This is a genomic window from Muricauda sp. MAR_2010_75, assembly GCF_000745185.1.
Classification (GTDB): Bacteria; Bacteroidota; Bacteroidia; order Flavobacteriales; family Flavobacteriaceae; genus Flagellimonas.
This window is the reverse complement of the sequence record NZ_JQNJ01000001.1, coordinates 2509132-2535694: the sequence shown is the minus strand read 5'-3', so window position 1 is coordinate 2535694 and position 26563 is coordinate 2509132. Positions and strand designations below refer to the sequence as shown.

Here is a 26563-nt window from a genome sequence, read left to right as displayed (position 1 = left end):
CTCGTCGCTCGTTCCTCGCTCTGTCGAAATGACAAAGCCGCTTATTAAACCATCCGAATCTGGGCCTCCAAGGCATGGTGTTCCCTGAGCATGGCCCTGCCCCCTCTAAAACTTAAGTAGGAGTGTCCCTTTTTATGGTTGAGGATGCTCACCTCGTTCATAAGACCCCAATGCTTGGTAATTTCACGCCATGCAAAAAAGAGCGAATGTTGGGGGTCGTAAATATGGGTGGCCTCACCCCCCGCCCCATTGATTTCAATCACACTGAAATTTTTGCCCTCACACAATTCTTCAAAAGAGTTATGGAGTACATCCAAACGGCCGTAATGAAACCCTTCTATCTGGGAACAGATAGTATCAATGACACGTTCCAAACCAGGGTTGACTTTATGGGTAAAATCCACAAACTTGGCCCCTCTGGTGTGGCTTCCGTACGGTACTAAAATAAATTCTTCACCTTCGGTGAGCACTTTGTTGAGTTCCTCCCCAAACTTTTGTTGAAGTGTCTTTAATTGTAAATGGCTTCTTGGGTCCTTTTTAATCAATTCTAAAATTGTCTTTTTTCCATCACCAATCACGGAAAGAAACTCCTTGGAGACAATGCCCGTGATCTTGCCCTTATCCTCCCCGGGCTTCCGCACATAAAAAATACCCACTTCTTTAGTAAAAGGAATGAGTTCCTGTACCAAAAAATGGGAGGGTGTCCTTGACAGGTACTTTCTAAATTCATTTTTATTATGGATTTTGTCCACCCCAAACGCTTTCAGGCCAATATCCGGTTTAGCGATAAAAGGAAAACAAATATCCGAGGTCAATATGCGTTCCAAAGCCTGTTCCGGCAACTCATCTTTATCAATGTAAACCGTTCTGGGAATATATTTTTGGGGAACCATATCATATATGGACATCTTGGATTCCATGGCCATGCCCCCATTTTTCATGGATGGGTTTGCAGCATTAAAAAAGAAAAAAGAGCGGGCCTTGATGGAATAGTATAACCAAACAGGAAAAAGTGGGTAATAAATGGCCCAGAATGGCCAGTATTCCCAATGGGTGAGTTTGTGCCATTTTAATTTCCAAGCACTCATTTTACGGATACTGAAAGTGAATCATTGGGTGAAAACGGCACCTCATAGGCGGCATCTTTGAGCAAATCGATATGACGCATCAATGCTTCTTCTTGATTTAGCACAACCTGGGTCACGCTAAAAGTCTTCAGACCCGTATCCCTATCAATGACAAATCCATTTTCAAAGTCTTCATGGTTGTTGGAATGAAAATCCACAACATCTGCAGCTTCAATCCAGTTTGTTTTCTTCAAAAACGTCTCAAAAAGGGATGCCCGCTTGGCTATTACATCATCATTATACAGGGTTACAGAAGACCAAATATGGTCTTGGGTTTTATCCAAAGGGGTAAAATACTTTTGATTGCCATCCCATCGGAATTCCAACAAACTTCCATTGAGCAATATAAGGGTAAAGGGTTCAATGTTGTGCAAGTCCAGCTGTTGAAGGGTCATTTCGGGATTGAGGGAGCTGATTACATCCAGCAGCACCAATCCCCTGCTCTTGGCATAATTTCCCTTGGATTGATGGCGTACATAAGCCCCGTTCAATAAAACGGAGACCACCCCATATTCATTTAGGGCAAACCATGTACCTCCGGCCTTTGGATCCTTGGGAAACAAAACTTTTACATCATTAATGGTATCTTCCTTGGGCTTATAGGCCAATGGACGTGAAATATGCTCATCACGATTGGAGGTGATGAAATAACGATCTTTTCGCGAAATAAAACTTACTGTACACATGCCTGTCGGTGTTGCATGGTGGACGGGGCCACCCCAAATGATTCTGGAAGTTGAAGGGTCGTAAAATGTTCTATGCCCACTTTTATGAGGGCGTGATGGTGAATGGTATGCTCCAAATTGTACATCACCTCCCGAAAGTAATTTGAGTCCAAACACGTTTCAGAATCACCCAACTCATAGGTAACCTTTACAGGCTTGTTGGGGCGTTCCAATTGGGTCTGTATCAATTTCAACTGCTCAATGGCATACGGAAGCTCGTTTTCAATTTTATGGTTGCGCTCCCTACGATCATAGGAGACATCCGCAGTGTCGTACCCGCGAATCAAGCAAAGATAAAGTTCAATGATATGTCTTGTGTGCTGACCAATGCTTGAATTGGATAGTACTTTGCACGACTGTGCGTAGCAATCCTCTGGAAGTTGCAGAAGAATTTGCATAAACTGCTCAAGGGTATCTATGGTAGATTTGAACATGATGCTTAAGGTGTTTTATAATTAGGTCGTTGTTTGAAAAATATGAACATAAGATAGAAAGAAAATCCAAGGTACAGCACCCCCATTAATAGATTTGTAATCAATCCATAGTTGCCGTAGTTGGTAAAAACAGAGTTGCCCAACAGCATAAAAATGGCCAACCCCAACATGGTACCCAACCCAATTCCCACTAAGTAAAAGGTGTATGAGCTTTTTGAAGCCGTAAGAACATCCTTTTTTTCCAAGACCTTGTTCCATGTCATCCAAAACGGGATTTGCAATGGGTTCAAGGCACTTAACAAAAGTCCCAATACAAAGGTGGATTGGAGTTGCGGCAATAGATTAACCTTGGAGCTGGCTTTGGAAACACTGGCTGCATCCACAAAACTGGTTATGGACAGATATAACAACAAGAGAATCCCCAATGGCAGTAGGTATATCATCAATTTGTCACTTAACTGTAAACGTTCATTTCCGAATAAGGTCAGTCGAACCACAATCAGCTCTACCAAGACCACCGCAACAGAAAACCATAAGGCCGAAACCAAATCTTGGGAGGCAGCTATATCAAAAGCCGTCAAATTCAAAGTTCCCAAGGGCAAAGCGCCCAAAAAGCTTATCAGAAGACCCGAAAAACAAACTTTTATATAGTTCTGCATCATATAATTATGGCGTAACACAATTCCCAGCGTATTGGGAAACAGGCAACGTAACTCATTCTAAAATAGGAATATCAAATGTGCTGACACAACATCTTCCCTATATTTTAGACTAACAAACTCCAATAACGTTACTGTTTTTTTATTTTTTCCCAATTCGTATCGGCTTTTGACATTAACTCGTTGGGAGATTCGTTAAGCCAAAGTTCAAGCGTATTGGTTCTTCCCGCATTGTAAAAAAGGTACAATTTGCCGTCCCTGATTTCATAGGTTTCCGGATTGATGTTCACTTTTTTGCCCGATACGGCCACAGCATAGGCGCAGTAACCCCCATATTGTGGCATATATTTGGAGGGATTGGTTTTGAACTTCTTTAAGTTTTCCTGATTGGAAAATTTATAATTGATACCATCGTATTTCGTTGAAATTTCCTTAAGTCCTTCTGTGGGTTTGCCCTCAAAATAGGAAACCACATCATAACCGTTGGCAGCGTAACCTCTTTTGGTATTATAATCTATGGACTGTGCCTGAAGAAAAACACCTGATAGAATGAACAGGGCCAATATCACCTTTTTCATGTGCAATACTTGAATATTTTATGCTACTTATCCACAGGAAAATCTGTTGGATTTCGGTTTTAGTCCCAAGGAATGCCAGTTCCTTTCAAATGAGGTCAAAAATTTTTCACTTTTTGACTTAAATATTTAAGAATTCCCCTGCCAATGCCAAAAACATTGGATTGTTCTATCTTTAGTGTGCACATATCAACTATAACCATGAAAAACAGCTGGACACTTTCTTTTTTACTGATTGCATTACTCACCGGATGTTCCCCAAAGGAGAAAAAAAATACGGTTAATGATAACCTTATAACAGCATTGGAAAATGCCGCCAATGAGCAACTGTTGGACAAATGGTTTCCCTTGGCCATAGATACGGTTGACGGTGGCTATTACAGTAACCTTACTTATGATTTTAAAGTGGGTGAAAATCAGAATAAAATGATCGTTACCCAGGCCAGGCATGTTTGGACCAATGCTGTGGCGGCTGAAAATAATCCTGCCCGAAAAGAAGAATATCTGTCCTATGCCGAACATGGGTTTCAATTTTTAAGAGATCACATGTGGGATAAGATCAATGGAGGGTTCCATACGATGGTTACCAAAGAAGGTGAACCGATGGAAGGAAACAAAACAGCTTATGGAAACTCTTTTGCCATTTATGGATTGGCAGCCTATTATCATGCCTCTAAAAATGAAGAAGCTCTGGATTTGGCTAAAAAAACGTTCAATTGGCTGGAGGAACACAGCCATGATAGCATCCATAAAGGCTATTATCAAATCCTACAAATGGACGGTACACCTGTTGAGCGAACCGAGGATACGCCGTCCACCTCAAACGTGGGCTACAAAGACTACAATAGCTCCATACACCTTTTGGAAGCCTTGACCACCTTGTTTGAGGTTTGGCCCGATGCCATTGTGGAAGAACGCGTTAAGGAAATGTTGACCCTGATCCGCGATACCTTCACCACTGAAAAAGGGTATATGAACCTATATTTTGAAGGGGATTGGACACCTGTATCCTTCAAGGACACCCCAAAAGATACCATACTCAAGCATTTTCATTTGGATCATGTTACTTTCGGTCACGATGTGGAAACTGCATTTTTGATGTTGGAAGCCTCCCATGTGCTGGGTGGTTGGCAATTTGACAAAACCTTGGTAAAGGGTAAAAAAATGGTGGACCATTCCCTAAAAACGGGATGGGACGACGAACTTGGTGGTTTCTATGATGGTGGGTATTATTTTAAGGGTGTGGATACCATGAGTATTGTAAATCACCATAAAAATTGGTGGACCCAAGCCGAGGGATTGAACAGTCTTTTGTTGATGGATTCCCATTTCCCAAATGATTCATTGAACTATAGGGCCCATTTTGACAAACTCTGGGAATACACCAACACCTATCTTATGGACAAGGAACATGGGGGGTGGTACGCATGGGGACAAGACACCAGGCCGGAGACCAAAAAAGACAACAAAGGCCATATCTGGAAAAGCGCTTACCACAACTACAGGGCATTGGCCAATTGCAAAAAAACATTGGAGAAGCGATACCAAAGTAAATAGCATAGACTTTTTTATTCATTTTTTACCACAATCAACATATTAATCGTAATATTGCGATAAATTAATGATAATGGGGTTGGCCAAAACAGAAATATTTACCGATAACCAAAATGAGCTTGCTCTTATTGGTAAGGTATTTGCCCATCCTGCCAGAGTGGCCATATTACAACACCTCTTTAAGGTGAAATCTTGTGTTTGCGGAGATCTTGTGGGTGAAATTGGGCTTGCCCAGCCCACCGTATCCCAACACCTCAAGGAACTCAGGAATCTGGGATTGATAAAGGGTGATGTTGAAGGGACCAGCGTTTGCTACTGTATAAACGTGGAAAACTGGAACAGTATGAAACAGAAATTCAAGAATTTTCTAGATCAAGAAATTTCTCTGGACCAAGAGTGTTGTTAGTATTTTTTTCAATTTATTAATCGTTTTATTGCGATAAATCAATATATAGACTTAAACAATGACAAAAACACAAACCGGTTTGTTACCCGATATACTTGAAATCATTAAAAACCTAGATTTTGGTCTCATTTCGGATGAGCGCAAGGAAGTTTTAGATCCACTTGTCGAATTCATCCTATCCAAAGTCCATAGCAAAGAGGAAATCCGCCTTAATTTCATTTGCACCCATAACTCACGAAGGAGCCACCTCTCCCAAATATGGGCTCAGACCATGTCCCATTTTTTTAATGTGAAAAATGTGTACTGCTATTCGGGCGGCACTGAGGCCACAGCTTTATTTCCAATGATTGCTGATACATTACGGAAACAGGGGTTTCAAATACAACAACTTTCGGATAGCAATAACCCTGTTTATGCCATCAAATACGCAGAAAATGAACATCCTATTATTGGATTTTCCAAAAAAATGGAGGATGGATTTAACCCAAGTTCAGGTTTTGCAGCAATAATGACCTGTGATTCGGCCAATGAGACCTGTCCCTTTGTACCCGGCGCGGAGAAACGTATTCCCATCACCTATGAGGACCCAAAAGCATTTGACAATACACCACAGCAAGCTGAGAAATATCTTGAGCGAAGCACGCAGATCGCGACGGAACTTGGCTACGTTTTTTCTAACATAGATATATAGGTTATGGCAGCAAAAAAATTAAATTTTTTGGATAGAAACTTAACCCTATGGATTTTTATCGCCATGGCGATTGGTGTTGGGATTGGTTATGTATTCCCATCGTTTCCGAATAGCATCAATTCATTTAGTAGCGGTACCACCAATATTCCTATTGCCATAGGTTTGATTTTGATGATGTATCCGCCTTTGGCCAAAGTAAACTATGCCTTATTGCCAAAAGTGTTTAAGAACACCAAGATTCTGACCATTTCTTTGGTACTCAATTGGATTATTGGCCCCATATTGATGTTCATCTTGGCCATCATCTTTCTAAGGGACTATCCAGAATATATGGTAGGGGTGATTTTGATCGGGTTGGCACGTTGTATTGCCATGGTATTGGTATGGAACGATTTAGCCGAGGGCAGTGCGGAATACGGTGCGGGATTGGTCGCTTTGAACAGTATCTTTCAAGTTTTTGCCTACAGTTTTTATGCTTGGGTCTTCATAACTGTATTGCCTCCCTATTTTGGATTTGAAGGTGCAATTGTGGACATTTCCATCGGAACTATTGCCGAAAGTGTGGCCATCTATTTGGGGATTCCTTTTGTGATGGGTATTCTCAGTCGCTTGCTCTTGGTGAAACTCAAGGGAGAAGAATGGTATACCAAAAAGTTTATTCCCACCATTTCCCCAATGACTTTGATTGCCCTTTTGTTCACCATAATCATCATGTTTTCACTTAAAGGAGAACTTATTGTTGAAATTCCCATGGATGTTTTAATAGTGGCGGTTCCCCTATTGGTATACTTTACCCTAATGTTTATTATTGGTTTCTTCTTTAGTAAGGCAATGGGTGCGGACTATGACAAGACCGCTTCTGTGGCCTTTACGGCAGCAGGAAATAATTTTGAGCTGGCCATTGCTGTGGCCATTGCCGTATTTGGGTTGGAATCCGGTCAGGCCTTTGCCGGGGTAATAGGACCCTTGGTAGAGGTACCCGCCCTAATTCTGCTGGTGCGCGTGGCCTTTTGGTTACGTAAGAAATATTACAAACCACAGACCGCATAAAGAAAGAACCAATAAATGAAGTTACAAGAAAACAAAAAAGCATGCGATACGCATGCTTTTTTGTTGTGACCGCGGCAGGACAGAGTTCAAACTTTTTGAAGGAGGATATCGAAATCATTATCAATAAATCATTTCATATTAAAAATATTTGATTTTAATTCATTAAGAAGTTATATGATAAAATAAGTAGAAAGGATTGTTTTGAAAGTATTTTTCCTATAAAGGTTTTCTGATTATAAGTTCTATCAAACCCCTTATTTTATGCTGGGCACAGCCTATTTTGCTAAAAAACGTGAATGGTATCATGTGCGGTTATTCTGAGTTAAAAACACAGAATAAATGAGAAGATGAAAGAAGGATGAGTTATTCCATAAGCTCAAGATGAACTGTTGACTGAAATGAGGATTGTTTCGTCCCGAAATCCCTTTTCTTTTCAAAACCCATATAGGAGATGGCTCCAAAACCCCCTTGGTTTTCAAGTGCATGGACCACCTTTAATATCCTGCTGAAAGGCCCCTTCAAGAACAAAGATGTAGATCTTGATATTGGTGTTGTCATACTCAATGGTGTGGGCGCGTTGAACTGAATCATTTTTACCCCATTGAAAGAGGTGTTTTCGTTCAAAAGCTTCAATAGGTCGTTTTGAAAGTTGGAAAAGCCCAAATCGAGTTCGCTGAACTGAGCATCGAGCGACTTTTCCTTTTGGACCAGGGTCGGTGGTTCCATCGGGATATTCTGGACAAGCTCTTGCTTTTCATCCACCCTGACGGGGAGAAATAGTAAGGGTTAGGAAAGAGATACGCAGAGTGGAACGGGGCGAATGCATCGGAAATGTCAAAGAGCTTGAATAAAGAATCGCTGAGCAAATAAGATTGGCTCCTCATAAACAGATCGGACAGCCCGTAGCCGCAGAAATGCAAAAATCATAATAAGCAGAAGGGATGTAAAGAACACTTGTACGCTTTCCCCAATGGTCAAGAGAGGTTTTGACCTGGACAGTTTTTACCAATTAGCAGAAAGGACCTTCAATAGGACAACGGTTTCCAAAAGGAACTATTGAAATTCAAAAGTAGGCCCTATCGGGTTTTTGCTTCAGGCCTATCTACCGGAACCTACAAAATCCCGATAGAATCCATGCGCAAAAGTTGGGGTAAATATTTGGGACGTTATTGCAGTTTCAAATTTAAAGTGTACCATTATATAGTTCAAATGTATTTTTATTTCACACAATTAAACATTTAAAACCAACTCTCAAATCCTTATATGGTATGTCTGTTGTCTACTTTTTTAGCCACATACAGCATATAATAATTTGAATTTCTTATGGAATAGAAAAGCCAGGATATTTATCGAAAACAAGTTTCTTTTATTTATATTAGTAGGAATAAGATTACATATAGTGCTGTCGAGGTACTTTCCTTTTAATGTTGAACTATTGGAAAACCTGGGATGTGTTTTATGAGTTTGATTACCATCCTATTTGTGTAGCATTATTGATGACGAATTGAAAGTAAAAGGGCTTTTATATTTATATCCTTTTAGAATGTTAATGGTTGAGTATGGCTTAACTACATAAGTGTTATATCAAGTAGATGACAATATCAATAAATAAATCTAAAGAAATATTGTATGGACTTGTGGGAAGTAATAGTTATGGCTGGTATTTTGTCCCATTTTCCTCTCAAAAGAGGCCTGCGGTCCAAAAAATTTTACGAGGAGAGGTATTTGAACCTGATACCATTGAGTTTATAAGGGAGAATTGTGGAGAAGGTGATGTGATTCACGCTGGCACCTTTTTTGGAGACTTTCTTCCCGGGATATCAGCTTCAATCGGTAAAGACAAGAAAATATGGGCTTTTGAACCCTGTTTGGAAAATTTTCGATGCGCACAAATTACCTCTCAAATCAATAATTTAAAAAATGTTGAATTGTTCAATTACGGGCTTGGAGAAGCAAATACAAAATCAAAAATGCTTATTGAAACAAATTCAGGAATTCGTTTAGGCGGAGCAAGTAGGATATTAAAAGAAGATAATGGAAAAGGAAAAACTATTGATGTGGAAATTAGGCGGATGGATGATCTTATACCTGAAAACAGGTATGTGTCAATTATTCAACTTGATGTTGAGGGATATGAGAAAGAGGCTATAGCAGGAGGCCTTGACTTGATTAATCGATGTAAGCCAATGCTTATTCTTGAAGACAATAAAAAAATAATTTATACAGATTGGTTCAAATTAAACATTAACAGTATAGGTTATGAAGTCGTTCAAAAAATCCATGACAACACTTTATTGGCGATAAAATCGCTGCACAACGTTTTTTAGATGGAATATAACATTAGAAACCTTTTATCAAATGTTGATTGCTGAGAAATTCATTTATTTTGAATTACAAAAGACAGGTAGTTCCTATACAAAGGATATACTTATTTCACTTGCTAAGGATAATTATGTTCTTAAGGGGGTTCATAACACATATGATTCAATTCATCCAGGCCTAATTGGAAATTTTGACGACAAACTTAAGATTGGCAATATTCGAAACCCTTGGGATTGGTACGTTTCTTTATGGGCTTTTGGTTGTATGGGGAAAGGCGGATTATTTAAAACGGTCGCTAAGATTCAAAAAAGGGAGTTTAAAAGTATACCCAAAGACATTGAGAAAAAATTTATACCAAAAAAATACCCTCAATTGAACATGAAAATTTGGAATACCCTTTATTCAGATCCTAATAATATGCACAATTTTCGGTCATGGCTAGAGATTGTTATTTCAAAACCTGAAATTTCCATTGGAGAGGGTTATAAAGAATGTGAAATATCGACTGAAATAGGCCTTTTATCATATAGATATTTAAAACTTTTTACTTACAAAGCAAACAAAATCAATACAATCGGGAATTTTCAATCGGCCTTCAAACACGACAAAGAAAATAACTTCTTGAATTTCGTGATAAGAACTGAACACATTCAAAAAGACTTATTGTTGAATAGTGATATATTAGGTTATAAGCAGGCCGAAATGAAAAAAGTTCTAGATGCAAATCAAAAGCCTACTAACACTTCAATAAGGGAGCAATATAAAAAGTATTATGATAATAATACAGTATTATTGGTAAAAGAAAAGGAAAGACTGATCATAGATAAATACGGATACTTTTTCTGATTTGAGAGTGTTACAGTTAAAATGTAATAATTAGGGCCTAGTCTTCTGGTAATTTATTTACTGATTCAAATATTTGAGAAAACAGATTGTCCCATAAATTTGTTTCTCTTATTACAATGGTTCCCTCGCCAACAATATTTTCCTTAAGATCAAATTTTTCATCAAACATTAAGGCTACTACATTTGAATCAAAAGATAGCTTACAGTTTGTTTCCTCATTATGAGTATATTTTTCTATCGAAGAAATTTTAGCTCGAACCTCATCCAAATGCTTGAATGGATGTTGTTGGAATTTTAATAAGATTAATGAATTCTCTTTGACTTCTTTTAGATGGTTTGATTTTGCTCTTAGTTGTGCCTCAAGACTTTTTAATTCATTGGGGATAATGACGAAGATTGTATCATTTATCGATTGATCATTGAATACGGCTTGAGGGTAAGAATACAATACTTTACCTGAAATTGGGCTCTTGACAGTATATTTAGACTCCCATTCTTCAATTTTACTTTTAAGTTCAAATAGACTGGAGTAAAGACCCTTTTTTGGAAGAAATGTTGGTGTTGTCTCTGGTAATATGAAGTCATTCATGAAATCAATTTCCATTTCAAGTAGGCTAATCGAATCTTTAATATTGTCTGTCCTGTTCTTGCGTTCTAAATACTTGGTCAATGCTTGTTCGAATTCATGAATTCTACCGTGATTTGTAATTAGAGACTTCTTTTGCTCCAAATAGTAAGATTTGGCAACTTGAGTTTTTTCCTCCTCTATGATTAGTCTTTTATTTTTTAAAAATGCCAGCCTGGTTCGACTTCGTTTAATTCTCTCGTTAATTAAAGTTTTTTTTGGGGACATAAAACTAGCCTCTAAGTACTGCTGATATTTTGAAACAAAATCACGATAGGGGGTATTCATTCCTCCTAATCTAACGTTTAAAGGAAATTGAGTCTGGACTGAGTAATGATTTAAAAAGCCTGAATCAAGGATGCTGTTTAACTTGTTTTGAATTAGTTCTATATCTTTGTTGTTGGCGTTATTTTCCATAACGGCAAGTATTTCTCCTTCCTTGACGAATTGACCATTCTTTACCAGTATGTGTTCTATTTTCTCATTGGTTTTTTTCCTTAAATAGCTAATAGACTTACTAATATTTAATTCAACAGGGCTATTTATGGTTTCTTTGTAACTAATGAGATTGATTAAAATAATTAGAAACATTAAAACAATGAATACAATTGTAATTCCCCACTTGATTATCCAGTTCGGGGGTTTACCAAGAATTTGATTAACCTCATCTGACCGGTCAATCAAAAGGTCTTTATTCTCTAGTTCATTTTTTTCTTTTAACATTTAAGTTTAATTAGTTCGAACCAAGTTCTAATTGGTTTTTAACCAGTGAATAATAAACTGCTTTTTTACCAACTAGTTGAGTATGGTTCCCATTTTCTACTATTTTTCCTTTTTCCAGAACAACAATTTGATCAGCATTTTTAACAGTACTTAGCCTGTGAGCAATTATGATTACAGTTTTCCCCTTATAGAATTCTTGAAGATTTTTCATTATGACCCTTTCGTTGCTTGCATCAAGTGCACTGGTAGCTTCATCAAAAAAGATATAATCTGGATTTTTGTAAACTGCACGGGCAATTAAAATACGTTGTTTTTGTCCTCCGCTGATTTTCATTCCCGAAATACCTATTTTGGTATTGTATCCATGTGGCTGTTTTTCAATAAATTCTTTTATGTTTGCAGCGGCTACAGCATAATTAAGTCTTTCTTGATCGATGGCCCCCTCAGAATCAGATTCGGTAATGTTTCGTGCGATCGTATCATTGAAAATAAAACCTTCTTGCATGACCGACCCACAGGCATTTCTCCAAACATTGGTATTTATTTTCTTTAAATCATGCCCGCCTACACATATTTCTCCTTCATTAGGTACATAGAATTTTAATAACAGTTTTAACAGTGTTGTTTTCCCACTACCACTTGTGCCAACAATAGCAGTAACTTTTCCTTTTGGAATTTTTAAGTCTATATTTTCTAAAACAGCAGGTGAAGATTTTCCGCCATATCTAAAATTCACGCACTTTAGCTCTATTGTATTATCTTCTGGTATTATTTGAAGAGTACTGTTTTCGGGACTTACTTCATCCTTTTCATTATGGATTTCTGAGAGCCTTTCGAGACTTATTTTCGCATCTTGACCATTTTGTACAAAGGTTATAAAATTGTTAATGGGTAGGTTAAGTTGGCCTATTATGTATTGAACTGATAACATGATACCCAATGTTATTTCACCATCAATAACCAATTTAGCTGAGATGAATGTAATAAGAATGTTTTTAAGCTCATTTAAGAAACGACCTCCAGTAATTTGTGTCTGAGATAATTTCAATCTTTTCATTGAATTTTCAAACAATCGAACTTGTATTGCCTCCCACTCCCATCTACGACGTCTCTCAGACCCGTTCAGTTTTATTTCTTGTATGCCCGAAATTAGTTGGAATAGGCTACTTTGATTATCAGAGGACTCATCAAATCTTTTGTAGTCTAGCTCTGCCCGTTTTTTCATAAAAATAAGTGCCCAGATTATATAAAGCATTGACCCCAAAAAAAAAATTGAAAAGATTAGATGACTATAATACCATAAGACCCACCCGAAAATAACAATGTTAAAAGCTGAAAATATTGTATTGATGGTGGTTGTTGACAAAAAGTTTTGTATTCTTCTATGGTCATGTATTCTTTGTATAATGTCTCCCGTGTTTTTTGAATCAAAAAAGGCTATCGGAAGTCTCATCAATTTCACTAAAAAATCGGATATTAAATGAATATTTACCCTTGTTGTTATATGAAGAAGAATCCATCCCCTTACTACCTCCACAGTTGTTTGGGAAATAAATAGAGTTAATTGTGCAATTAGAATTAGATAAATAAAGTTTAATTCTTGATATCTTATTCCTTGATCAACAATGGCTTGGGTTAAGAAAGGTAGTATCAATTGTATAAGGCTGCCTATGATTAGGCCAAGAAATAATTGAAACACCTGTTTCCGATAGGGTCGAAAATACGACAATAAGAAAGATAGGTTATATCTGTTTTCAGAAGATTCCTTTCCTGAATAGAATTTAGGAGTTGGTTCCAATATCAAGACCGACCCCAGGCCTTTACTATTATCTGCATTGCTGCCTATCCAACCAGAAATGAATTTATCTTTGGAATATTTCATAAGCCCGTGTGATGGATCCGCTACAAATACTAAGTTTTTTTTTATTCGATAAACAACAATAAAATGTCTTTGTCTCCAATGAATTATACAAGGAAGGGCAACTTTTTTTACTAATGTATTGTAGTCAATTGTAGCTCCAATTGAATGAAAACCTACACTTTCAGCTGCTTCCGAAATTCCAGCCAGGGAAACGCCAACTTTGGTAATTCCTGTTCTCTTTCTTAGAAATTCAATGGAAAAGGATTTGCCATAATATTTGGCAATCATCCGAAGACAAGTGGGGCCACAGTCCATTGAGTCCAATTGCCTGTAAAAGTTAAATTTTTTAAAAAAACACATCAAATATTAGTAAGAAAATACAACATAAAAATAAAAAACACATTTCAAAAAGCACCTTATTTTCTTTTTTTGAGCTAAATAATTTATGGTAGCCCGGATGTAGAAAAAGATTACTGAAGTTTAAAGCATGAGTAAAGAAAACATAAATGAGCAGCCTTGATGAGAAGAATTACAGGAATATCTTTTTATTAATACTTCTGGTAGTAACTAAATCTTTTTGATAAATTCTATTGTGACCAACATTTAAAACGTTGGTAAACCCTAAATCTTCGATTATTGCACAGGCTCTGGATACTTCTTCATAGCCTTTCCAAAACTGGTTTCCAGGTAAAAAATAGGAAGCATCATCCATGACAAGGAATCCACTAGGCTTTATTAAACTTGAATAATTTTGAATGTCTTTCACCACCGCATCATAACTATGGTCACCATCAATGTAAACTATATCTAAGTGCATGTCTTTAATACATTTTAAAACAGGTTCACTATTCGAGTATCCTTTTATTTTATTGACCTCATCAAAATTCAACTCAAAGTGTTCAAATACTTCCCTGATTATTGAAAAGTAATCTTGTCGGGGATGATAGTTACCTACTTTTTGATTTTGAATAAATTTCTGTGATATATAGCCCCGAACTTTATTGACAAAAGGGTTATTTAAAAAAACGTTATTGCTTATGTTGCCTGTAAAGGGGGACACCGCAACAATATCGATAGTAGAATTCAAATATTTAGCTATTAAGGCCCATAATGAAATGACTTGTCCTTTATATACACCAATTTCAAGAACTTTTGGATGTCCATTTTTAAGTACTAAGTGAGAAATAAGTAAGTACCACATGTAGTGAAATGCCCTGTCCCCAAACCCCAAATTGTTTTTTTCAATAAAGTCTCTATGCTCTTTAAGGAATGGAAACTTATCAGTCCTTCTCGTAAAGTTGATCCAGACTAAATCATTGTTGTAGGCACTATTGCGATATTGACTCAGTATTCCTTCTAAAGTGTTGGACGTGCTCATATTTTGGCTGAATTCTAGGCTTTTAGTCTTTTTTTTAGTGAAACTTGTAAGCTATTAAACGTTAGGCATTGTGTTTAGAATCAAACTTTTCTTTCGAAATTACACAGTTTGATATCAAATAGAATAGGCTCATTTTTTCAATATTTTCTAAGCCAAAAAAGTCGCAGAGAGAATTAAGAATAAACCCAGTATCAACATTCATCTCTTTTCGTAATTCTAAAATATCAACCAAGTATTTTTGTGTACGCTTCAAATTAGTTGTTTTTCTCTCTTTATCAATTAAGGAAGCTACTGTATTTCTATTGGCCAAATAAAATTTATGTAAGTGCTTTTTGACTACACTTAAATTTCTATTTTCCAGCTTTCCAAATTCTCTAGCGAGTGTTTTCTTAAAATTATTCAAGACTTCGTCCTTATCCTTTTCGGAAAAAACATAAAGTTTTATAAGTAAGTCAAGAACTATTTCTGGAAGGTATTCAATAGTCATGTCAGCATACTCCTCAAATGAAAATGACAAAATTTTGGAAATTCTTTTATAGACCGCTATATGCTTAGCGTATATTTCCCCATTATAAAGGCCATAATGGACCGTGTTATTTTCAAAATCACAAAAGATTTTTGAACCTGTTTGGAAAACAGAATTTATGGAAGAGGGATTGCTGGAAAGAAATTTTTTGAAATGGTTGTCACAATCTTTTACGACTTCTATGGTCTTGCTTCTTTGTATTATGAGAAAAAGTGCTATATGGTCGCCTCTGTTTTTGTTTAGCAAATAGAAATAATTGTTAGGGCCTAATTGCTTATCATAAAAAGGAATCAAACCTTTTGAAATTAATTTGTGCCAACTATCTTGAGAATAAAATATTGAAATACTCAAGCAAAAGTCCTTGTCAATCTCAGTTACTTCCATACTCACCAATCTAATTCCGTCTCACCAAAAGTTTTATTAACGACAATTATTTTATTTTTTTGATTTTCATACATTTTGATACAGTTGTTGATTTGAGAGAAAAACATAATAAGTTTTTGAAACGATTGTTCATCTTGACACTTATAGTACTCGTCTTTGACAATTTTATTCAAGGAGGGTGTACCGATTTTTCCAATTCGTTTAACCCCTAAACTATTTGTTAATATAAGACCGCATCCACTCTTTTGCCAATTTCCGATTTTCCATTCTAGTTTTTCAAGATTCCAAATTGGGTTGTTCAAATCATGTAAATTATCATCTTCGAACTCTTTGAAGATTGCACGAGTGTCATTTGATTGACTCAATCTATGTATGACTACAATTCCGGTATAGTACATCCTATTAGTCAAGAGATATAATAATTCAGTACTATAATGATTTATATATTTTATGTATATGTCTTTGATAAGGTGAGCATTTGGTTCGTTTTGGAGTCTTGTGTCATCGCTATGTGAAATGGCGTTTAAGAACTTACCATCGGATATATTAATCACTTGTCTGCCTAACAATATTAGCCTGTTTTTAAGATCCAAATCTTCGAACCCATAATTTTCCATTGATTCATCATATCCGGTAATGGTTTCGAAATCCTTTTTCTTTAGGCATATCCTTCCCAAACAATCTTTTCTAACGGAAGCTCTATCTGTAGCTAAAAAAATATTTTTCCGTTTTAGAAAACAATTGTTTACATATTGTGCAAAGCCTTTCCCAATGTAATTGTCAGCATCTACATTACAAATGATTTCTCCAGTAGCTTCTTTCGAGACAACGTTTTTGGAATGGCTTCTTAAGAAATATTTGGGAGAAGATGTTTTTATATATTTTAAAACACCACTAGTTAGATAATCTGACATTTCCTTCTCTATCCAATTGTCAAGGTCATCCTTTGAGTTGTAATTGAGTACTACAAATTCTAAGTTCCCATATGATAGGTTATCCTTGATGTTTTTCGGCAACGTTTTTCGTAGGGGTTCCAATCTGTTCATGCAAACGGTACAAAAGGAAATTTTATGCTTGAATAAGTTGGATTCTTGTTTCATCATCCCAATAGAAAGGTGTTTTTCACAAATAAATTATTATTTAACATATTATCCTAAAAATATTAAAGTTTTTTCTTACATTAAATTTAATATTTTTCTATATTTATGGAGAAAACAGTATTAATCTAAATTCAGTATCATGAAAGAAACAGCATTACCGCCGTTGAAATTGAACAAAGAAGTAGTATCCAATCTTACCAATATGGAGAGTATAAAGGGAGGATTTGGATTTGACACTTACGTTGAGGACACATGCACTTGTTGCAATTATTCCTGTTCCTGTTAAATGGGTTGTTTAATGCAAGAATTTGTTAGATGATGAGGGCCAAACATGTTTGGCCTTCTTTATTTGTTGACTAACTGTATATACATTTCTACATCTGACAAATAATGCAATGATTTTTCAAATCAGCCTCGTTTAAAGTAATTATTTATTCAAGGAAAGTAATCAAATGGACAAACAACTATTGTGGGAAAAGCTAATAGAAATTAATGAAGATATAGACAATCACTATGACTTGTATAATCAAGTTGGGGGATTGGCTGGGCTTTCTGGTTTGGCGCTTTTTAAATTTTACTATTCAAAGTTAATTGACAATTCAAATGAAAAGAAAAAAGGGGAGGAAATTCTTAAAAGATGTATCGAAAACATAAATAATGGCTTTTCATATCCTACTTATTGTGCGGGCTTAGCTGGTATGGGATGGGTTCTTGATCATTTGAAGGAGAGTGGTTTTATATATAATGAATGTGATGATATGTTGTTTCAACTGGATGGGTATTTGAATCAAATAATGACAACTAATATCAAAGATGGGAAGTTTGATTTTTTGCACGAGGCTCTTGGTTATGCATTTTATTTTTTAAATCGATATAAAACCACTTCAAACACACATATGAAGTTGTTCTACCAATCTTCATTATTGGATTTTGTAAAAAATCTGAAAGAACAATCGAAGAGAAATAAACTCTCAAATTCTGTTGAATGGATTTCCGTCCTTGATTACCAAGGTAAAACAAGAGGCTATAATTTGAGCCTATCACATGGGATTTCAAGTATTATTGGATTTTTGGCTAGATTACATAGACAAGATTTCTTTACGGATGAATGTGAAGACTTGTTAAATGGCTCTGTAGAGTTTGTGCTTTCCTATATGGGTCGAAGTGCAAATGGAATTTCTGTATTTCCTGATTGGATAAGCCTAAAAGGACAACCACTGAATGTGCCCAGCCGGTTAGGTTGGTGCTATGGAGATTTGGGTATTGGTATATCATTGTGGAGTGCATATAAAAGCACGGGGCAGCAGAAGATAAAGGATGCATCCATCCATGTGTTTAAAGAATCATCAAAACGAAAATCATATGAACAAAACTTGGTTGTAGATGCTGGACTTTGTCATGGTTCCTTCGGTATTTCACAAATATATAATCGAATGTATCATGAAATGAAGTCAATTTCTGATGATGATATGGAAATAGATTTCTTCTTACAGGAAGCAAATTTTTGGGCATATGATGGTCTGACAAGAGCAAACCATAATGGAGGATTTGCTGGGTTCAAAGAGTGGAAGGGGACTGATAAAAGATGGGTTGGTTCTCACTTTGTGCTTACTGGAACTGCTGGTATTGGTTTAGCAATAATAAGTAACCTGTCAACTTCATCTGAATTTGAACCGAATTGGGATGCCTGTTTAATGATTGCGTAAGCTATTTTCAAAGAATAAGAATATGGCAAAGAACCCCTATTTACATTTCGAGAAATTTATTCTCAGAACACCACTGTACCCCTTAGATTTTTTTTTCTCCATCATGGAGAATGATGAAGTTGATGATGCACAATTAAAAAAGCATTTTATTAATCCCGAAATTTCTGAAGCTATCTACTTAGCATCTCCAGAATTACATAGGCAATTAAAGCATTGGTCAGTAGGAGACACACCTATTGAGAAAAGGGAAAGATTGAAGTACTCTTTTTTAAAATACTTAATTAGAATGTCCACACGTCCAACACCTTTTGGCCTTTTCGCTGGTTGCTCAACTGGGCAATTTGGAAATGAAACCTGTATTAAAAGTGATTTACCGACCAAAAACAAAAGAAATACAAGATTGGACATGAATTATTTGGTTGCTTTATCTCAAGATTTGGCAAATAAATCAATAATTCGCGAGCAGTTACATTTTTACCCTAATACCAGCATATATGAGGTGGGTGGCCAATTGAGATATGTTGAGTATAGCTATAACAAGGGAAAGAGAACTCATCTCATGATTTCGGTTGAAAGAGACAAATATTTGGAGAAAATATTAACAAATGCTGAAAAAGGTAAAAAGCTAAATAGCCTGACAAAGATATTAAAAGACGATGGTATCGATGAAGGAGTTGCTTCCAATTATATTAATGAATTAGTTGATAGTCAACTTCTTGTAAGTGAGCTGGAACCAACAGTGTCTGGTCCAGAGTTTTTAGACCAAATTTGTTCTGTATTGAAAAATCTGGAGAACACAAGCCACGTCATTGATTTAATCATGAAAATGAAGGAAAATCTACGTTTGGTAGATGCTTCCATTGGCAATAAAATAGAAAGATATAAAGAGTTTGAAAATCTTGCATATAAGCTAGGAACTGATTTTGAGAGAAAATTTCTTGTCCAAACAAATTTAATTCTAAATCCAAAAAAAAATCAAATAGATGCTAGTATTACAGAATCAATTAAAAAAGGAATAACTCTCTTGAATAAGATTAGCTTGCCTCCGGTAGATACAGACTTGATTAGGTTTAAAGAAGCATATATAAATCGATATGATGGCAATGAGATGCCACTTGCTACTGTGCTTGATGTTGAATTAGGTTTAGGTTATAAACAGAATAATATATCGGGAGTAGTTAACCCCTTAGTTGATGATATTTCTTTTCCGGAAAAGGAAACAGAAACCAGACCCGTAAGATGGTCCAAAATAAATGAGATTTTCCACCGTAAGATATTTAATGCTGGATTGAATAAGGAGTACTGCATTAAATTGAATGAATCAGAGTTTGGTATATATGAAGAGGATTGGGAAGACTTGCCAGATACAATTTCGGTCATGATTGAGATTCTGGAATTTAATGAAAAGAACAAGATAAGGTTTGCAGGATTTTATGGTTCTAGCGCAGCAAATTTTATGGGACGATTTTGTCATGGAGACAAGAAAATAATGGATCATGTTAAATCAATTTTAACCAAAGAGAAAGAAATTCATACAGAAGGAATACTAGCTGAAATAGTACATCTTCCCGAATCTAGAGTTGGAAATGTATTGAGTCGCCCATCCTTCAGAGATTATGAAATACCATACTTATGTAAATCCATCCAAAATGAAGAGAATCAGATCACGATTGATGAATTAGCAATTTATCTTGATGATGGTAAGCTGAAACTTAAATGCCCAAGGTTGAAACAAGAAATTGTTCCTCGACTAACAAATGCCCATAATTATTCTTCTCGTCAATTGCCGATTTATCATTTCTTGTGCGATATGCAATTTCAGCAAGGGAGAAAGGGTTTAGGGCTCGACCTTGGGCCTTTTATGGATGAATATGATTTTATACCAAGAATCGAATTTCAAAATTTGATACTATTTGAAGCTACCTGGAATATTAAAGTTGATGATATATCATATATGTATAAAATTGATAACAAACCTGATTTATTAAATTCAGTTTTACTTTTTCAAGAGAAAAAAAACATGCCAGATTTTGTTATGTTGGTGGATGGTGATAATCGATTGGCAATAAATTTAAAAAATTTCACATCTGTGAAAATGTTATTGGAAACGATAAAAAAACGAGAACGCATAACATTAAAAGAATTCTTATATGGTTGTACCAATACACAAATAAATTGCGCAAACGAAGTAATAGTTTCCTTTTATAAACAGCCAACAGTATAACAATGCAGAGTTTTTTTTTTCTTGGGGATAAATGGATTTATTACAAAATTTTCACAGGGGAGAAATTTGCGGACAGGTTTTTAACCAAAGTCATTAAACCCGTAGTAATTGATCTTAAGGCTGAACAGGTCATCAAAACATTTTTTTTCATCCGATACGGAAGCCCTGATTTTCATCTTAGACTGAGATTTGAAATCTATAAAAGAAAAGATTTATTTATAGTGATTCAAAGGCTTCATGAAGTTTTGAAAGGTTTCGTTGAGGATAAAATCATTTGGAAAGTTGAAACAGATACTTATCATAGAGAATTATGGCGTTATGGCTCTAATACAATACAAATTTGCGAGGAAATTTTCGATTGCGACAGTTCAAGTGCTATAGATTTAATCGAGATGGTTTCTAGATTAGGAGATGATAATGTTAAATGGCTTTTGGCATTAAAAGCAATTGATTCATACCTTGAATACTTTAATTATGAAACAAAGGAAAAAATAAAACTAATCGAAGGTTTGAAAACAGCTTTTGGAAAAGAATTTGGAATGTCTCGTCCATTGAAAAAACAATTAGACAAGAAATACAGAGAAAGCTATCATAAAATTGATAGTTATTTGAACTTATATAATAGTAATCATGAAAATTTTGATTCTGCAATAAAAATCTTAAAAAGAAAAGAAGATGAGATAAGCCCTTTGGTCACAAAGATTAGAGAAATGGAATCTAAAGGTTTTTTGGAAATCGAAATTAATTCACTAGTAAGTAGTATTATCCACATGTCGATAAACAGACTCTTGAATTCCAAAATTCGAATGCAGGAAATGATTTGTTATGACTTTCTTTTTAGGTATTATTCTTCTACTCTGGCACGTTCAAAGTATGGATAGTAATAAAGAGGAATAAATTATATGCTGATGCACACCACGACAAATGTTAAAAAACTAAATATTTAGTTACAACTAAATATTTAGTTGTATATTTAGTTTGTTATAAAGGAAAGGTTAATCATGAAAGAGCTAACTAGAGCAGAGGAAGAAGTTATGCAGGTTTTGTGGAAACTAAAGAAAGGGAGTGTTGCTGCAATTATTAAAGAGTTTCCGAATCCTAAACCGGCTTATAACACTGTATCAACTGTTGTTAGAATTTTGGAAAGTAAGGGTTTTGTTTCACATGAAAAAAGAGGCAAAGGTTACATATACTTTCCTTTGATGCAAAAAAACGACTATAGTAATCAAACCATAAGTAAATTGGTAGATAACTATTTTCAAGGGTCCTTCACAAGTATGGTTTCGTTTTTCATGAAGAAAAATGATATGAATGTTAATGATTTGGAATTGATGTTGAATGAAATTAAAGAGAAAAGCTAATGATTGTATATGTAATAGAAGCTTTATTTTTTCAATCAGTTTTTCTGATAATATATGACTTCCTTCTGAAAAGGGAGACATTTTTTCAGCTTAACAGATTTTATCTACTTTCATCTTTTGCAATCTCATTAATCTTCCCAATTCTTCCTTCTTTTACCAACCTCAACATTGCAATTCCCGATAGGTATGAATTATACCCCAATTTTTTAATGCAAGTGAACGAAATTGGAATGACTCAAAATGTGAGTATAGGAACACCATTGGCATGGAACGAATTAATTTTAGCTTTAGGATCACTTTCCGCACTAATTTGTTTTTTTGGGAAAATAAGAAAAATCAAGAATTACATCAAATTGGGAAAGTTAGAATTTTTAGGAGATTATATTCTTGTAGAATTACCAACAAAGAATACAGCATTTTCTTTTTTCAACTATATTTTTATTAGTAGTGATATTATTAATAATAAAGAAATCCATACAAGTATTTTGGAACATGAACTAGTCCATGTTAGGCAAAAACACACGATTGATTTACTTTTTTTTGAAATAATGAGGATTCTTTTTTGGTTCAATCCTTTTTCATATTTATACCAAAATAGAATTTCAGTATTACATGAATACATTGCGGACAATGAACTGGTGTCTACAACTAATCAAATTGAACAATATAAATTGTTGTTGGCACAAGCTTTAAGAACGCATGACATTTCTCTCATAAATCCATTTTTCAATAATTCTCTTGTTAAGAAAAGGATAGTTATGTTAAAAAGAAAAAGGTCGCATAGCTTCAATAAATTGAAGTTTTTACTATTGATTCCTGTTATTGGAGGAATGTTGGGTTTTTCATCAAGTATTGATTTAAAAAAGGAAAGTCTTAAGCTTTTAAGCGATAGGACATTAATCACGGATGGCTTATCAACCATCAATGGAATTCCTTTCGCATTGGTTGATAGACCTCCCATTTTCCCTTCATGTTTAGGTACGGATAATTTAAAATTGTGTTTTGGGGAAATGCTTCAAAATCATATAAATAAGAGAATTAAATCCTTAGAGATTAAAGAACGTGAATCTCCTGACAAAACGGTTAAAATTTTGTGTACCATTACGGCTGAGGGAAATGTTGCAAATATTAAAATTAAAGGTTTAGACAAAAATCTCGAAAACGCCGCTCTTGATATTATTTCATCTTTACCCAAGTTGATCCCTGCCGAGCACAATGGAGAAAAGGTAAATGTTTTGTTTTCAATACCGATTGATTTTAAATAGAAGATTCATTAAAGTTATAATAACAAAATTTTCTTTATGAAACAAAAAGCTTTCTCTGATTCTAAGACCTAATAGTGATTTGCGCTTACTAAGCTCCTAAAACCTTTACGGCTTTTTTTTGATTATTCTGTCTTCTTAATTGCAAGATGGGCTGGCTTTTCTTGACTTAATTTAAAGAGATTTAAGATGCATAAACGTTATATAGTTCATATTTTTTTGGTATTTGTTTGCGGTTTAGTCTATTCGCAGGATTTTTCTATCACCGGAAAGTTAAAGGATAGAGTTTCTCAGGAGCCGCTTGAGTCGTCTACCGTGTATGTAGAATCAATAAAGGATAGTACCTTAATTGCATATACAATCAGTGACTCGAACGGAATGTTTCAACTTGATTTTTCGACAAATAGGAAAAATATAAACCTATTCATTACTTATATTGGATATAAAACAATTGTTAAGGAAATTTCATTGAAAACACCCAACATAGAAATGGGGGATATCAATTTGGAAATTCAAGCAAATCAACTTGATGAGATAAAAGTTTTTGGCGATAGGATTCCTATAATAGTTAAAAAAGACACGCTGGAATTTAATGCAGACTCATTTCAAACACGTCCTGATGCCAATTTGGAGGAGTTGCTAAAGAGATTGCCAGGAATCGAAATCGATAAAAAAGGTGGGATTACCATGAATGGACAAGTGGTTAGCCAAATATTAATAAATGGAATGCCTTTTTTCGGAAATGACTTAAAAATTGCTACTAAAAACATTCCTAGGGAGATAGTGGATAAGGTAGAACTTACTTCGACTAAGACAGAAAAAGAAAGGTTTACGGGCAAAGAGGGGAGTTCCGATAAACAGACAATCAATGTAACAATTAAAAAAGACAAAAATAAGGGACACATGATGAGGGCTACAGCGGGATATGGAACAGATGATAGGTATCAATTTAATGCCATAGGAAATTACTTTAACGGTAAAGAGCGTATTAGTCTTCTGTTAGGAAAGAACAACATAAATAATCCGGGGTTTTCATTTGATGAAGTCTATGATATGATTGGAAATAAGAGAGAATTGAATAGGAACAATAATGATGGGTTTAATCTAGGTGATATTGCTTTTGGGTCAGGAGAGGGAATTGCAGAGTCTACCAATTTGGGGGCAAATTATACAAATGAATTTAATAACAATACGAAAGTTTCAACCGATTATTTTTTTGGTTCAGCCAATACTAACAATGAAACCAAAATTTTTCAGGAAAATCAGTTACAAAATGATTTGTTTTTCACCGATAAGGCATCAGGCTATTTAAGTGAGACAGATTCACATAGATTTACTGGGCTATTCTCAACGAATATTGATTCTTCTTTGAGATTAAGCTTCCAACCAAAATTCACTTATAATAAAACTATGAACAGTTCTTTTTCTAACGAATCTTCATTCTCTTTAGGAAATGAGATTACTAGTGAAAGTGTACTTGTAGATAGTTCTAGTATTTCAACAAAAAATTTTAACAACAATATAGAAATCATTAAAAGGTATGGAAATCAAGGAAGGTTTTTAAGTTTTAACCTAAGAAATTCTTACATCGAAAATGATGGGAAATCCAGATATTCATCTGAGCTCTCCACATCTTCGGACAATATCGAAATTAAGCAGTTAGAAGAGTCATATGGCAAAAATGAAAGCTACAATTTTGGAATATCATATAGGCTACCATTAGGCAAAAAGAAATTGTTTCTTGATTTTGATTTTAATTACCTAATTAGTAGACAGAAGAACAATAGGGTAGTTAATGATTTCAACGATACCACTAATGAATTTGAAGACTTAAATCAAGACCTAAGCTCCTATTTTTCTTATAACGCTGATGTAGTCCAACCTAAAGTTGGTTTAACATATGAAGGAGACAAATATAGTTTTAATATAAATGGGAGCTATATCAACGTTCAGCTAAGCAATAATGATTCAATCCAAAAATTGGAGTATTCAAAAATAAATGGTAGAACTTATTTTGGTGGTTTTTTTAGATACCAAATTAATAAAAGATCCAAGATTTTTTTAGATTATAGAGTAGATAATACCATACCTTCTCTCAATGAATTACAGCCTATTGAAGACGTTAAAAACCCTTTGAATGTTTCGGGGGGCAATAATGAGTTGAGTTCTTTTTACAATCATGTGATTAGGCTTAATTATACGGGATACAATTCAAAATCAAAAACTAATTTTTTCTTATTCGCTCAATCAGAAATATCGGATGACAAAATTGTTGAGAAGCTCGATGTAGACAATAACTTGATAAGAAATAGAGGTTTCGTAAATATGGACGGGAATATTAATACATTTGGGGGTTTTGGGATTAATAAGCGGATAAAAAAAGATAGTACTCACATTTTGAACATTTCGACTGGTGGCGGATTTGTGTTTAGAAATGATGTTACTTTAAATAATGATATTGAGTTTAAAACTAGTACGTTTCGATTTGTTCCGAGATTAGGACTTCAATATAGCTACAAAGATTTTTTTGATGTTAGTCCCTCTTATCGACTGACATATAATACTACTACTTATAACGATAGACAGAAAACCGATTTCACTCTTCATAGTTTAGAACTAAGAGTAACTTCATATTGGCCAAAAGGAGTTGTAATAGGGAATGATTTAAGTTATGTCTATAATGGGTCTATCCAAGGTAATATTGAAAAAACATCTTTGCTTTGGAATTTAAGTTTTGGAATGAATATGTTTAAGGGAAATGGAAACCTAAAATTTACTGTATATGATTTGTTAAGGCAAAACAACAATATTTCAAGAACTGTTACTCAAAATTTCATTGAAAATAGAGAAAGTTTAATACTTCAGAGATACTTTATGTTAAGCTTTACATATAAAATAAATAATTTTGACAAAAGAAGATAATACTTTATTAATTGTACGAAATTATTTACTTTTATTGAGACATTAAATTTTTTCAATGCAACATAATGCATTAATGTGTAGCATTTTAGAATAATCGGGTAG

25 protein-coding genes are annotated in these 26563 nt (G+C 34.9%); 14 read left to right on the top strand and 11 right to left on the bottom strand.

The features are described 5' to 3' along the window. Positions 1–44 precede the first annotated feature (44 nt). The 5 genes from FG28_RS11315 to FG28_RS11295 all read right to left on the bottom strand — a co-directional run bounded on the left by FG28_RS11315 (position 45) and on the right by FG28_RS11295 (position 3523). The gene (locus tag FG28_RS11315) at positions 45–1088 is read right to left on the bottom strand and encodes a D-alanine--D-alanine ligase (RefSeq protein ID WP_036382894.1); all 1044 of its coding nucleotides are present in this window, start codon (positions 1086–1088) and stop codon (positions 45–47) included. After that, complete coding sequence (locus tag FG28_RS11310) at positions 1085–1813, bottom strand: NRDE family protein (RefSeq protein ID WP_051947285.1); 729 nt, start codon at positions 1811–1813, stop codon at positions 1085–1087. The genes FG28_RS11315 and FG28_RS11310 overlap by 4 nt, the downstream gene beginning before the upstream one ends. Further along, entirely contained in the window at positions 1801–2286 is a 486-nt protein-coding gene (locus FG28_RS11305) for a hypothetical protein (RefSeq protein ID WP_051947284.1), read from the bottom strand. The genes FG28_RS11310 and FG28_RS11305 overlap by 13 nt, the downstream gene beginning before the upstream one ends. A gap of 5 nt (positions 2287–2291) precedes the next feature. Beyond that, entirely contained in the window at positions 2292–2945 is a 654-nt protein-coding gene (locus FG28_RS11300) for a LysE family transporter (protein WP_197062591.1), read from the bottom strand. Positions 2946–3076: 131 nt separating this feature from the next. Then, a complete protein-coding gene (locus tag FG28_RS11295) occupies positions 3077–3523 on the bottom strand; it encodes a YHS domain-containing (seleno)protein (RefSeq protein ID WP_036382888.1) in 447 nt (148 codons plus the stop codon). Between the two features lie 198 nt (positions 3524–3721). Between FG28_RS11295 and FG28_RS11290 the strand changes: the two genes are divergently transcribed. The 4 genes from FG28_RS11290 to arsB all read left to right on the top strand — a co-directional run bounded on the left by FG28_RS11290 (position 3722) and on the right by arsB (position 7221). Beyond that, complete coding sequence (locus FG28_RS11290; RefSeq protein WP_036386503.1) at positions 3722–5077, top strand: AGE family epimerase/isomerase; 1356 nt, start codon at positions 3722–3724, stop codon at positions 5075–5077. A 70-nt stretch (positions 5078–5147) separates the two neighbouring features. Next, positions 5148–5480 (top strand): helix-turn-helix transcriptional regulator, encoded by a 333-nt coding sequence (locus FG28_RS11285; protein ID WP_036382886.1) that lies wholly within the window; start codon positions 5148–5150, stop codon positions 5478–5480. A gap of 58 nt (positions 5481–5538) precedes the next feature. Next, on the top strand, positions 5539–6171 hold the full coding sequence (locus tag FG28_RS11280; RefSeq protein ID WP_036382883.1) for a low molecular weight phosphatase family protein: 633 nt from the start codon (positions 5539–5541) through the stop codon (positions 6169–6171). Positions 6172–6174: 3 nt separating this feature from the next. Continuing rightward, entirely contained in the window at positions 6175–7221 is a 1047-nt protein-coding gene (arsB, locus tag FG28_RS11275; protein ID WP_036382881.1) for an ACR3 family arsenite efflux transporter, read from the top strand. A gap of 363 nt (positions 7222–7584) precedes the next feature. Here the strand turns inward: arsB and FG28_RS11270 are convergent, their stop codons facing one another. Then, positions 7585–7947: a hypothetical protein gene (locus FG28_RS11270; RefSeq protein WP_141673383.1), complete on the bottom strand. Its 363-nt coding sequence runs from the start codon at positions 7945–7947 to the stop codon at positions 7585–7587. 244 nt (positions 7948–8191) lie between these two features. Between FG28_RS11270 and FG28_RS21125 the strand changes: the two genes are divergently transcribed. From FG28_RS21125 to FG28_RS11260, 3 genes are all read left to right on the top strand, one after another. Beyond that, positions 8192–8281 (top strand): hypothetical protein, encoded by a 90-nt coding sequence (locus FG28_RS21125; RefSeq protein WP_394297355.1) that lies wholly within the window; start codon positions 8192–8194, stop codon positions 8279–8281. 532 nt (positions 8282–8813) lie between these two features. Beyond that, a complete protein-coding gene (locus tag FG28_RS11265; RefSeq protein ID WP_067037613.1) occupies positions 8814–9548 on the top strand; it encodes an FkbM family methyltransferase in 735 nt (244 codons plus the stop codon). Between the two features lie 31 nt (positions 9549–9579). Further along, the gene (locus tag FG28_RS11260; RefSeq protein ID WP_036382873.1) at positions 9580–10389 is read left to right on the top strand and encodes a hypothetical protein; all 810 of its coding nucleotides are present in this window, start codon (positions 9580–9582) and stop codon (positions 10387–10389) included. A gap of 37 nt (positions 10390–10426) precedes the next feature. Here the strand turns inward: FG28_RS11260 and FG28_RS11255 are convergent, their stop codons facing one another. The 5 genes from FG28_RS11255 to FG28_RS11235 all read right to left on the bottom strand — a co-directional run bounded on the left by FG28_RS11255 (position 10427) and on the right by FG28_RS11235 (position 16932). Next, a complete protein-coding gene (locus tag FG28_RS11255; protein WP_036382871.1) occupies positions 10427–11737 on the bottom strand; it encodes a hypothetical protein in 1311 nt (436 codons plus the stop codon). A 10-nt stretch (positions 11738–11747) separates the two neighbouring features. Further along, positions 11748–13958: a peptidase domain-containing ABC transporter gene (locus tag FG28_RS11250; RefSeq protein WP_036382869.1), complete on the bottom strand. Its 2211-nt coding sequence runs from the start codon at positions 13956–13958 to the stop codon at positions 11748–11750. A gap of 169 nt (positions 13959–14127) precedes the next feature. Then, positions 14128–14976, bottom strand: a complete 849-nt coding sequence (locus FG28_RS11245; RefSeq protein ID WP_067032080.1) for a class I SAM-dependent methyltransferase — start codon at positions 14974–14976, stop codon at positions 14128–14130. A gap of 61 nt (positions 14977–15037) precedes the next feature. Next, positions 15038–15886: a hypothetical protein gene (locus FG28_RS11240; RefSeq protein ID WP_036382865.1), complete on the bottom strand. Its 849-nt coding sequence runs from the start codon at positions 15884–15886 to the stop codon at positions 15038–15040. A 2-nt stretch (positions 15887–15888) separates the two neighbouring features. Further along, positions 15889–16932 (bottom strand): glycosyltransferase family A protein, encoded by a 1044-nt coding sequence (locus FG28_RS11235; protein ID WP_197062590.1) that lies wholly within the window; start codon positions 16930–16932, stop codon positions 15889–15891. A 193-nt stretch (positions 16933–17125) separates the two neighbouring features. Here FG28_RS11235 and FG28_RS20620 point away from each other — a divergent pair, with 193 nt between their 5' ends. From FG28_RS20620 to FG28_RS11205, 7 genes are all read left to right on the top strand, one after another. After that, positions 17126–17272, top strand: a complete 147-nt coding sequence (locus FG28_RS20620; RefSeq protein WP_156102267.1) for a hypothetical protein — start codon at positions 17126–17128, stop codon at positions 17270–17272. A gap of 166 nt (positions 17273–17438) precedes the next feature. Then, positions 17439–18692, top strand: a complete 1254-nt coding sequence (locus FG28_RS11230) for a lanthionine synthetase LanC family protein (RefSeq protein ID WP_036382864.1) — start codon at positions 17439–17441, stop codon at positions 18690–18692. A 22-nt stretch (positions 18693–18714) separates the two neighbouring features. Beyond that, positions 18715–20916 carry a lantibiotic dehydratase family protein gene (locus FG28_RS11225; RefSeq protein ID WP_141673185.1) on the top strand — a complete coding sequence of 734 codons (2202 nt, stop codon included), beginning with the start codon at positions 18715–18717 and terminating at the stop codon, positions 20914–20916. A 2-nt stretch (positions 20917–20918) separates the two neighbouring features. Further along, the gene (locus tag FG28_RS11220; protein WP_036382861.1) at positions 20919–21797 is read left to right on the top strand and encodes a thiopeptide-type bacteriocin biosynthesis protein; all 879 of its coding nucleotides are present in this window, start codon (positions 20919–20921) and stop codon (positions 21795–21797) included. A 120-nt stretch (positions 21798–21917) separates the two neighbouring features. After that, entirely contained in the window at positions 21918–22277 is a 360-nt protein-coding gene (locus tag FG28_RS11215) for a BlaI/MecI/CopY family transcriptional regulator (RefSeq protein WP_036382859.1), read from the top strand. Between the two features lie 209 nt (positions 22278–22486). Next, on the top strand, positions 22487–23542 hold the full coding sequence (locus tag FG28_RS11210; RefSeq protein WP_197062589.1) for a M56 family metallopeptidase: 1056 nt from the start codon (positions 22487–22489) through the stop codon (positions 23540–23542). A 186-nt stretch (positions 23543–23728) separates the two neighbouring features. Continuing rightward, on the top strand, positions 23729–26461 hold the full coding sequence (locus tag FG28_RS11205) for an outer membrane beta-barrel protein (protein WP_081894332.1): 2733 nt from the start codon (positions 23729–23731) through the stop codon (positions 26459–26461). Positions 26462–26563: the final 102 nt, after the last annotated feature.

Bases quoted from the DNA above. Each gene is read 5' to 3' on its own strand.
- FG28_RS11315 (WP_036382894.1), bottom strand. From the start codon at position 1,088: ATGAGTGCTTGGAAATTAAAATGGCACAAACTCACCCATTGGGAATAC.
- FG28_RS11310 (WP_051947285.1), bottom strand. From the start codon at position 1,813: ATGTGTACAGTAAGTTTTATTTCGCGAAAAGATCGTTATTTCATCACC.
- FG28_RS11305 (WP_051947284.1), bottom strand. From the start codon at position 2,286: ATGTTCAAATCTACCATAGATACCCTTGAGCAGTTTATGCAAATTCTT.
- FG28_RS11300 (WP_197062591.1), bottom strand. From the start codon at position 2,945: ATGCAGAACTATATAAAAGTTTGTTTTTCGGGTCTTCTGATAAGCTTT.
- FG28_RS11295 (WP_036382888.1), bottom strand. From the start codon at position 3,523: ATGAAAAAGGTGATATTGGCCCTGTTCATTCTATCAGGTGTTTTTCTT.
- FG28_RS11290 (WP_036386503.1), top strand. From the start codon at position 3,722: ATGAAAAACAGCTGGACACTTTCTTTTTTACTGATTGCATTACTCACC.
- FG28_RS11285 (WP_036382886.1), top strand. From the start codon at position 5,148: ATGGGGTTGGCCAAAACAGAAATATTTACCGATAACCAAAATGAGCTT.
- FG28_RS11280 (WP_036382883.1), top strand. From the start codon at position 5,539: ATGACAAAAACACAAACCGGTTTGTTACCCGATATACTTGAAATCATT.
- arsB (WP_036382881.1), top strand. From the start codon at position 6,175: ATGGCAGCAAAAAAATTAAATTTTTTGGATAGAAACTTAACCCTATGG.
- FG28_RS11270 (WP_141673383.1), bottom strand. From the start codon at position 7,947: ATGGAACCACCGACCCTGGTCCAAAAGGAAAAGTCGCTCGATGCTCAG.
- FG28_RS21125 (WP_394297355.1), top strand. From the start codon at position 8,192: ATGGTCAAGAGAGGTTTTGACCTGGACAGTTTTTACCAATTAGCAGAA.
- FG28_RS11265 (WP_067037613.1), top strand. From the start codon at position 8,814: ATGACAATATCAATAAATAAATCTAAAGAAATATTGTATGGACTTGTG.
- FG28_RS11260 (WP_036382873.1), top strand. From the start codon at position 9,580: ATGTTGATTGCTGAGAAATTCATTTATTTTGAATTACAAAAGACAGGT.
- FG28_RS11255 (WP_036382871.1), bottom strand. From the start codon at position 11,737: ATGTTAAAAGAAAAAAATGAACTAGAGAATAAAGACCTTTTGATTGAC.
- FG28_RS11250 (WP_036382869.1), bottom strand. From the start codon at position 13,958: ATGTGTTTTTTTAAAAAATTTAACTTTTACAGGCAATTGGACTCAATG.
- FG28_RS11245 (WP_067032080.1), bottom strand. From the start codon at position 14,976: ATGAGCACGTCCAACACTTTAGAAGGAATACTGAGTCAATATCGCAAT.
- FG28_RS11240 (WP_036382865.1), bottom strand. From the start codon at position 15,886: ATGGAAGTAACTGAGATTGACAAGGACTTTTGCTTGAGTATTTCAATA.
- FG28_RS11235 (WP_197062590.1), bottom strand. From the start codon at position 16,932: ATGAACAGATTGGAACCCCTACGAAAAACGTTGCCGAAAAACATCAAG.
- FG28_RS20620 (WP_156102267.1), top strand. From the start codon at position 17,126: ATGAAAGAAACAGCATTACCGCCGTTGAAATTGAACAAAGAAGTAGTA.
- FG28_RS11230 (WP_036382864.1), top strand. From the start codon at position 17,439: ATGGACAAACAACTATTGTGGGAAAAGCTAATAGAAATTAATGAAGAT.
- FG28_RS11225 (WP_141673185.1), top strand. From the start codon at position 18,715: ATGGCAAAGAACCCCTATTTACATTTCGAGAAATTTATTCTCAGAACA.
- FG28_RS11220 (WP_036382861.1), top strand. From the start codon at position 20,919: ATGCAGAGTTTTTTTTTTCTTGGGGATAAATGGATTTATTACAAAATT.
- FG28_RS11215 (WP_036382859.1), top strand. From the start codon at position 21,918: ATGAAAGAGCTAACTAGAGCAGAGGAAGAAGTTATGCAGGTTTTGTGG.
- FG28_RS11210 (WP_197062589.1), top strand. From the start codon at position 22,487: ATGCAAGTGAACGAAATTGGAATGACTCAAAATGTGAGTATAGGAACA.
- FG28_RS11205 (WP_081894332.1), top strand. From the start codon at position 23,729: ATGCATAAACGTTATATAGTTCATATTTTTTTGGTATTTGTTTGCGGT.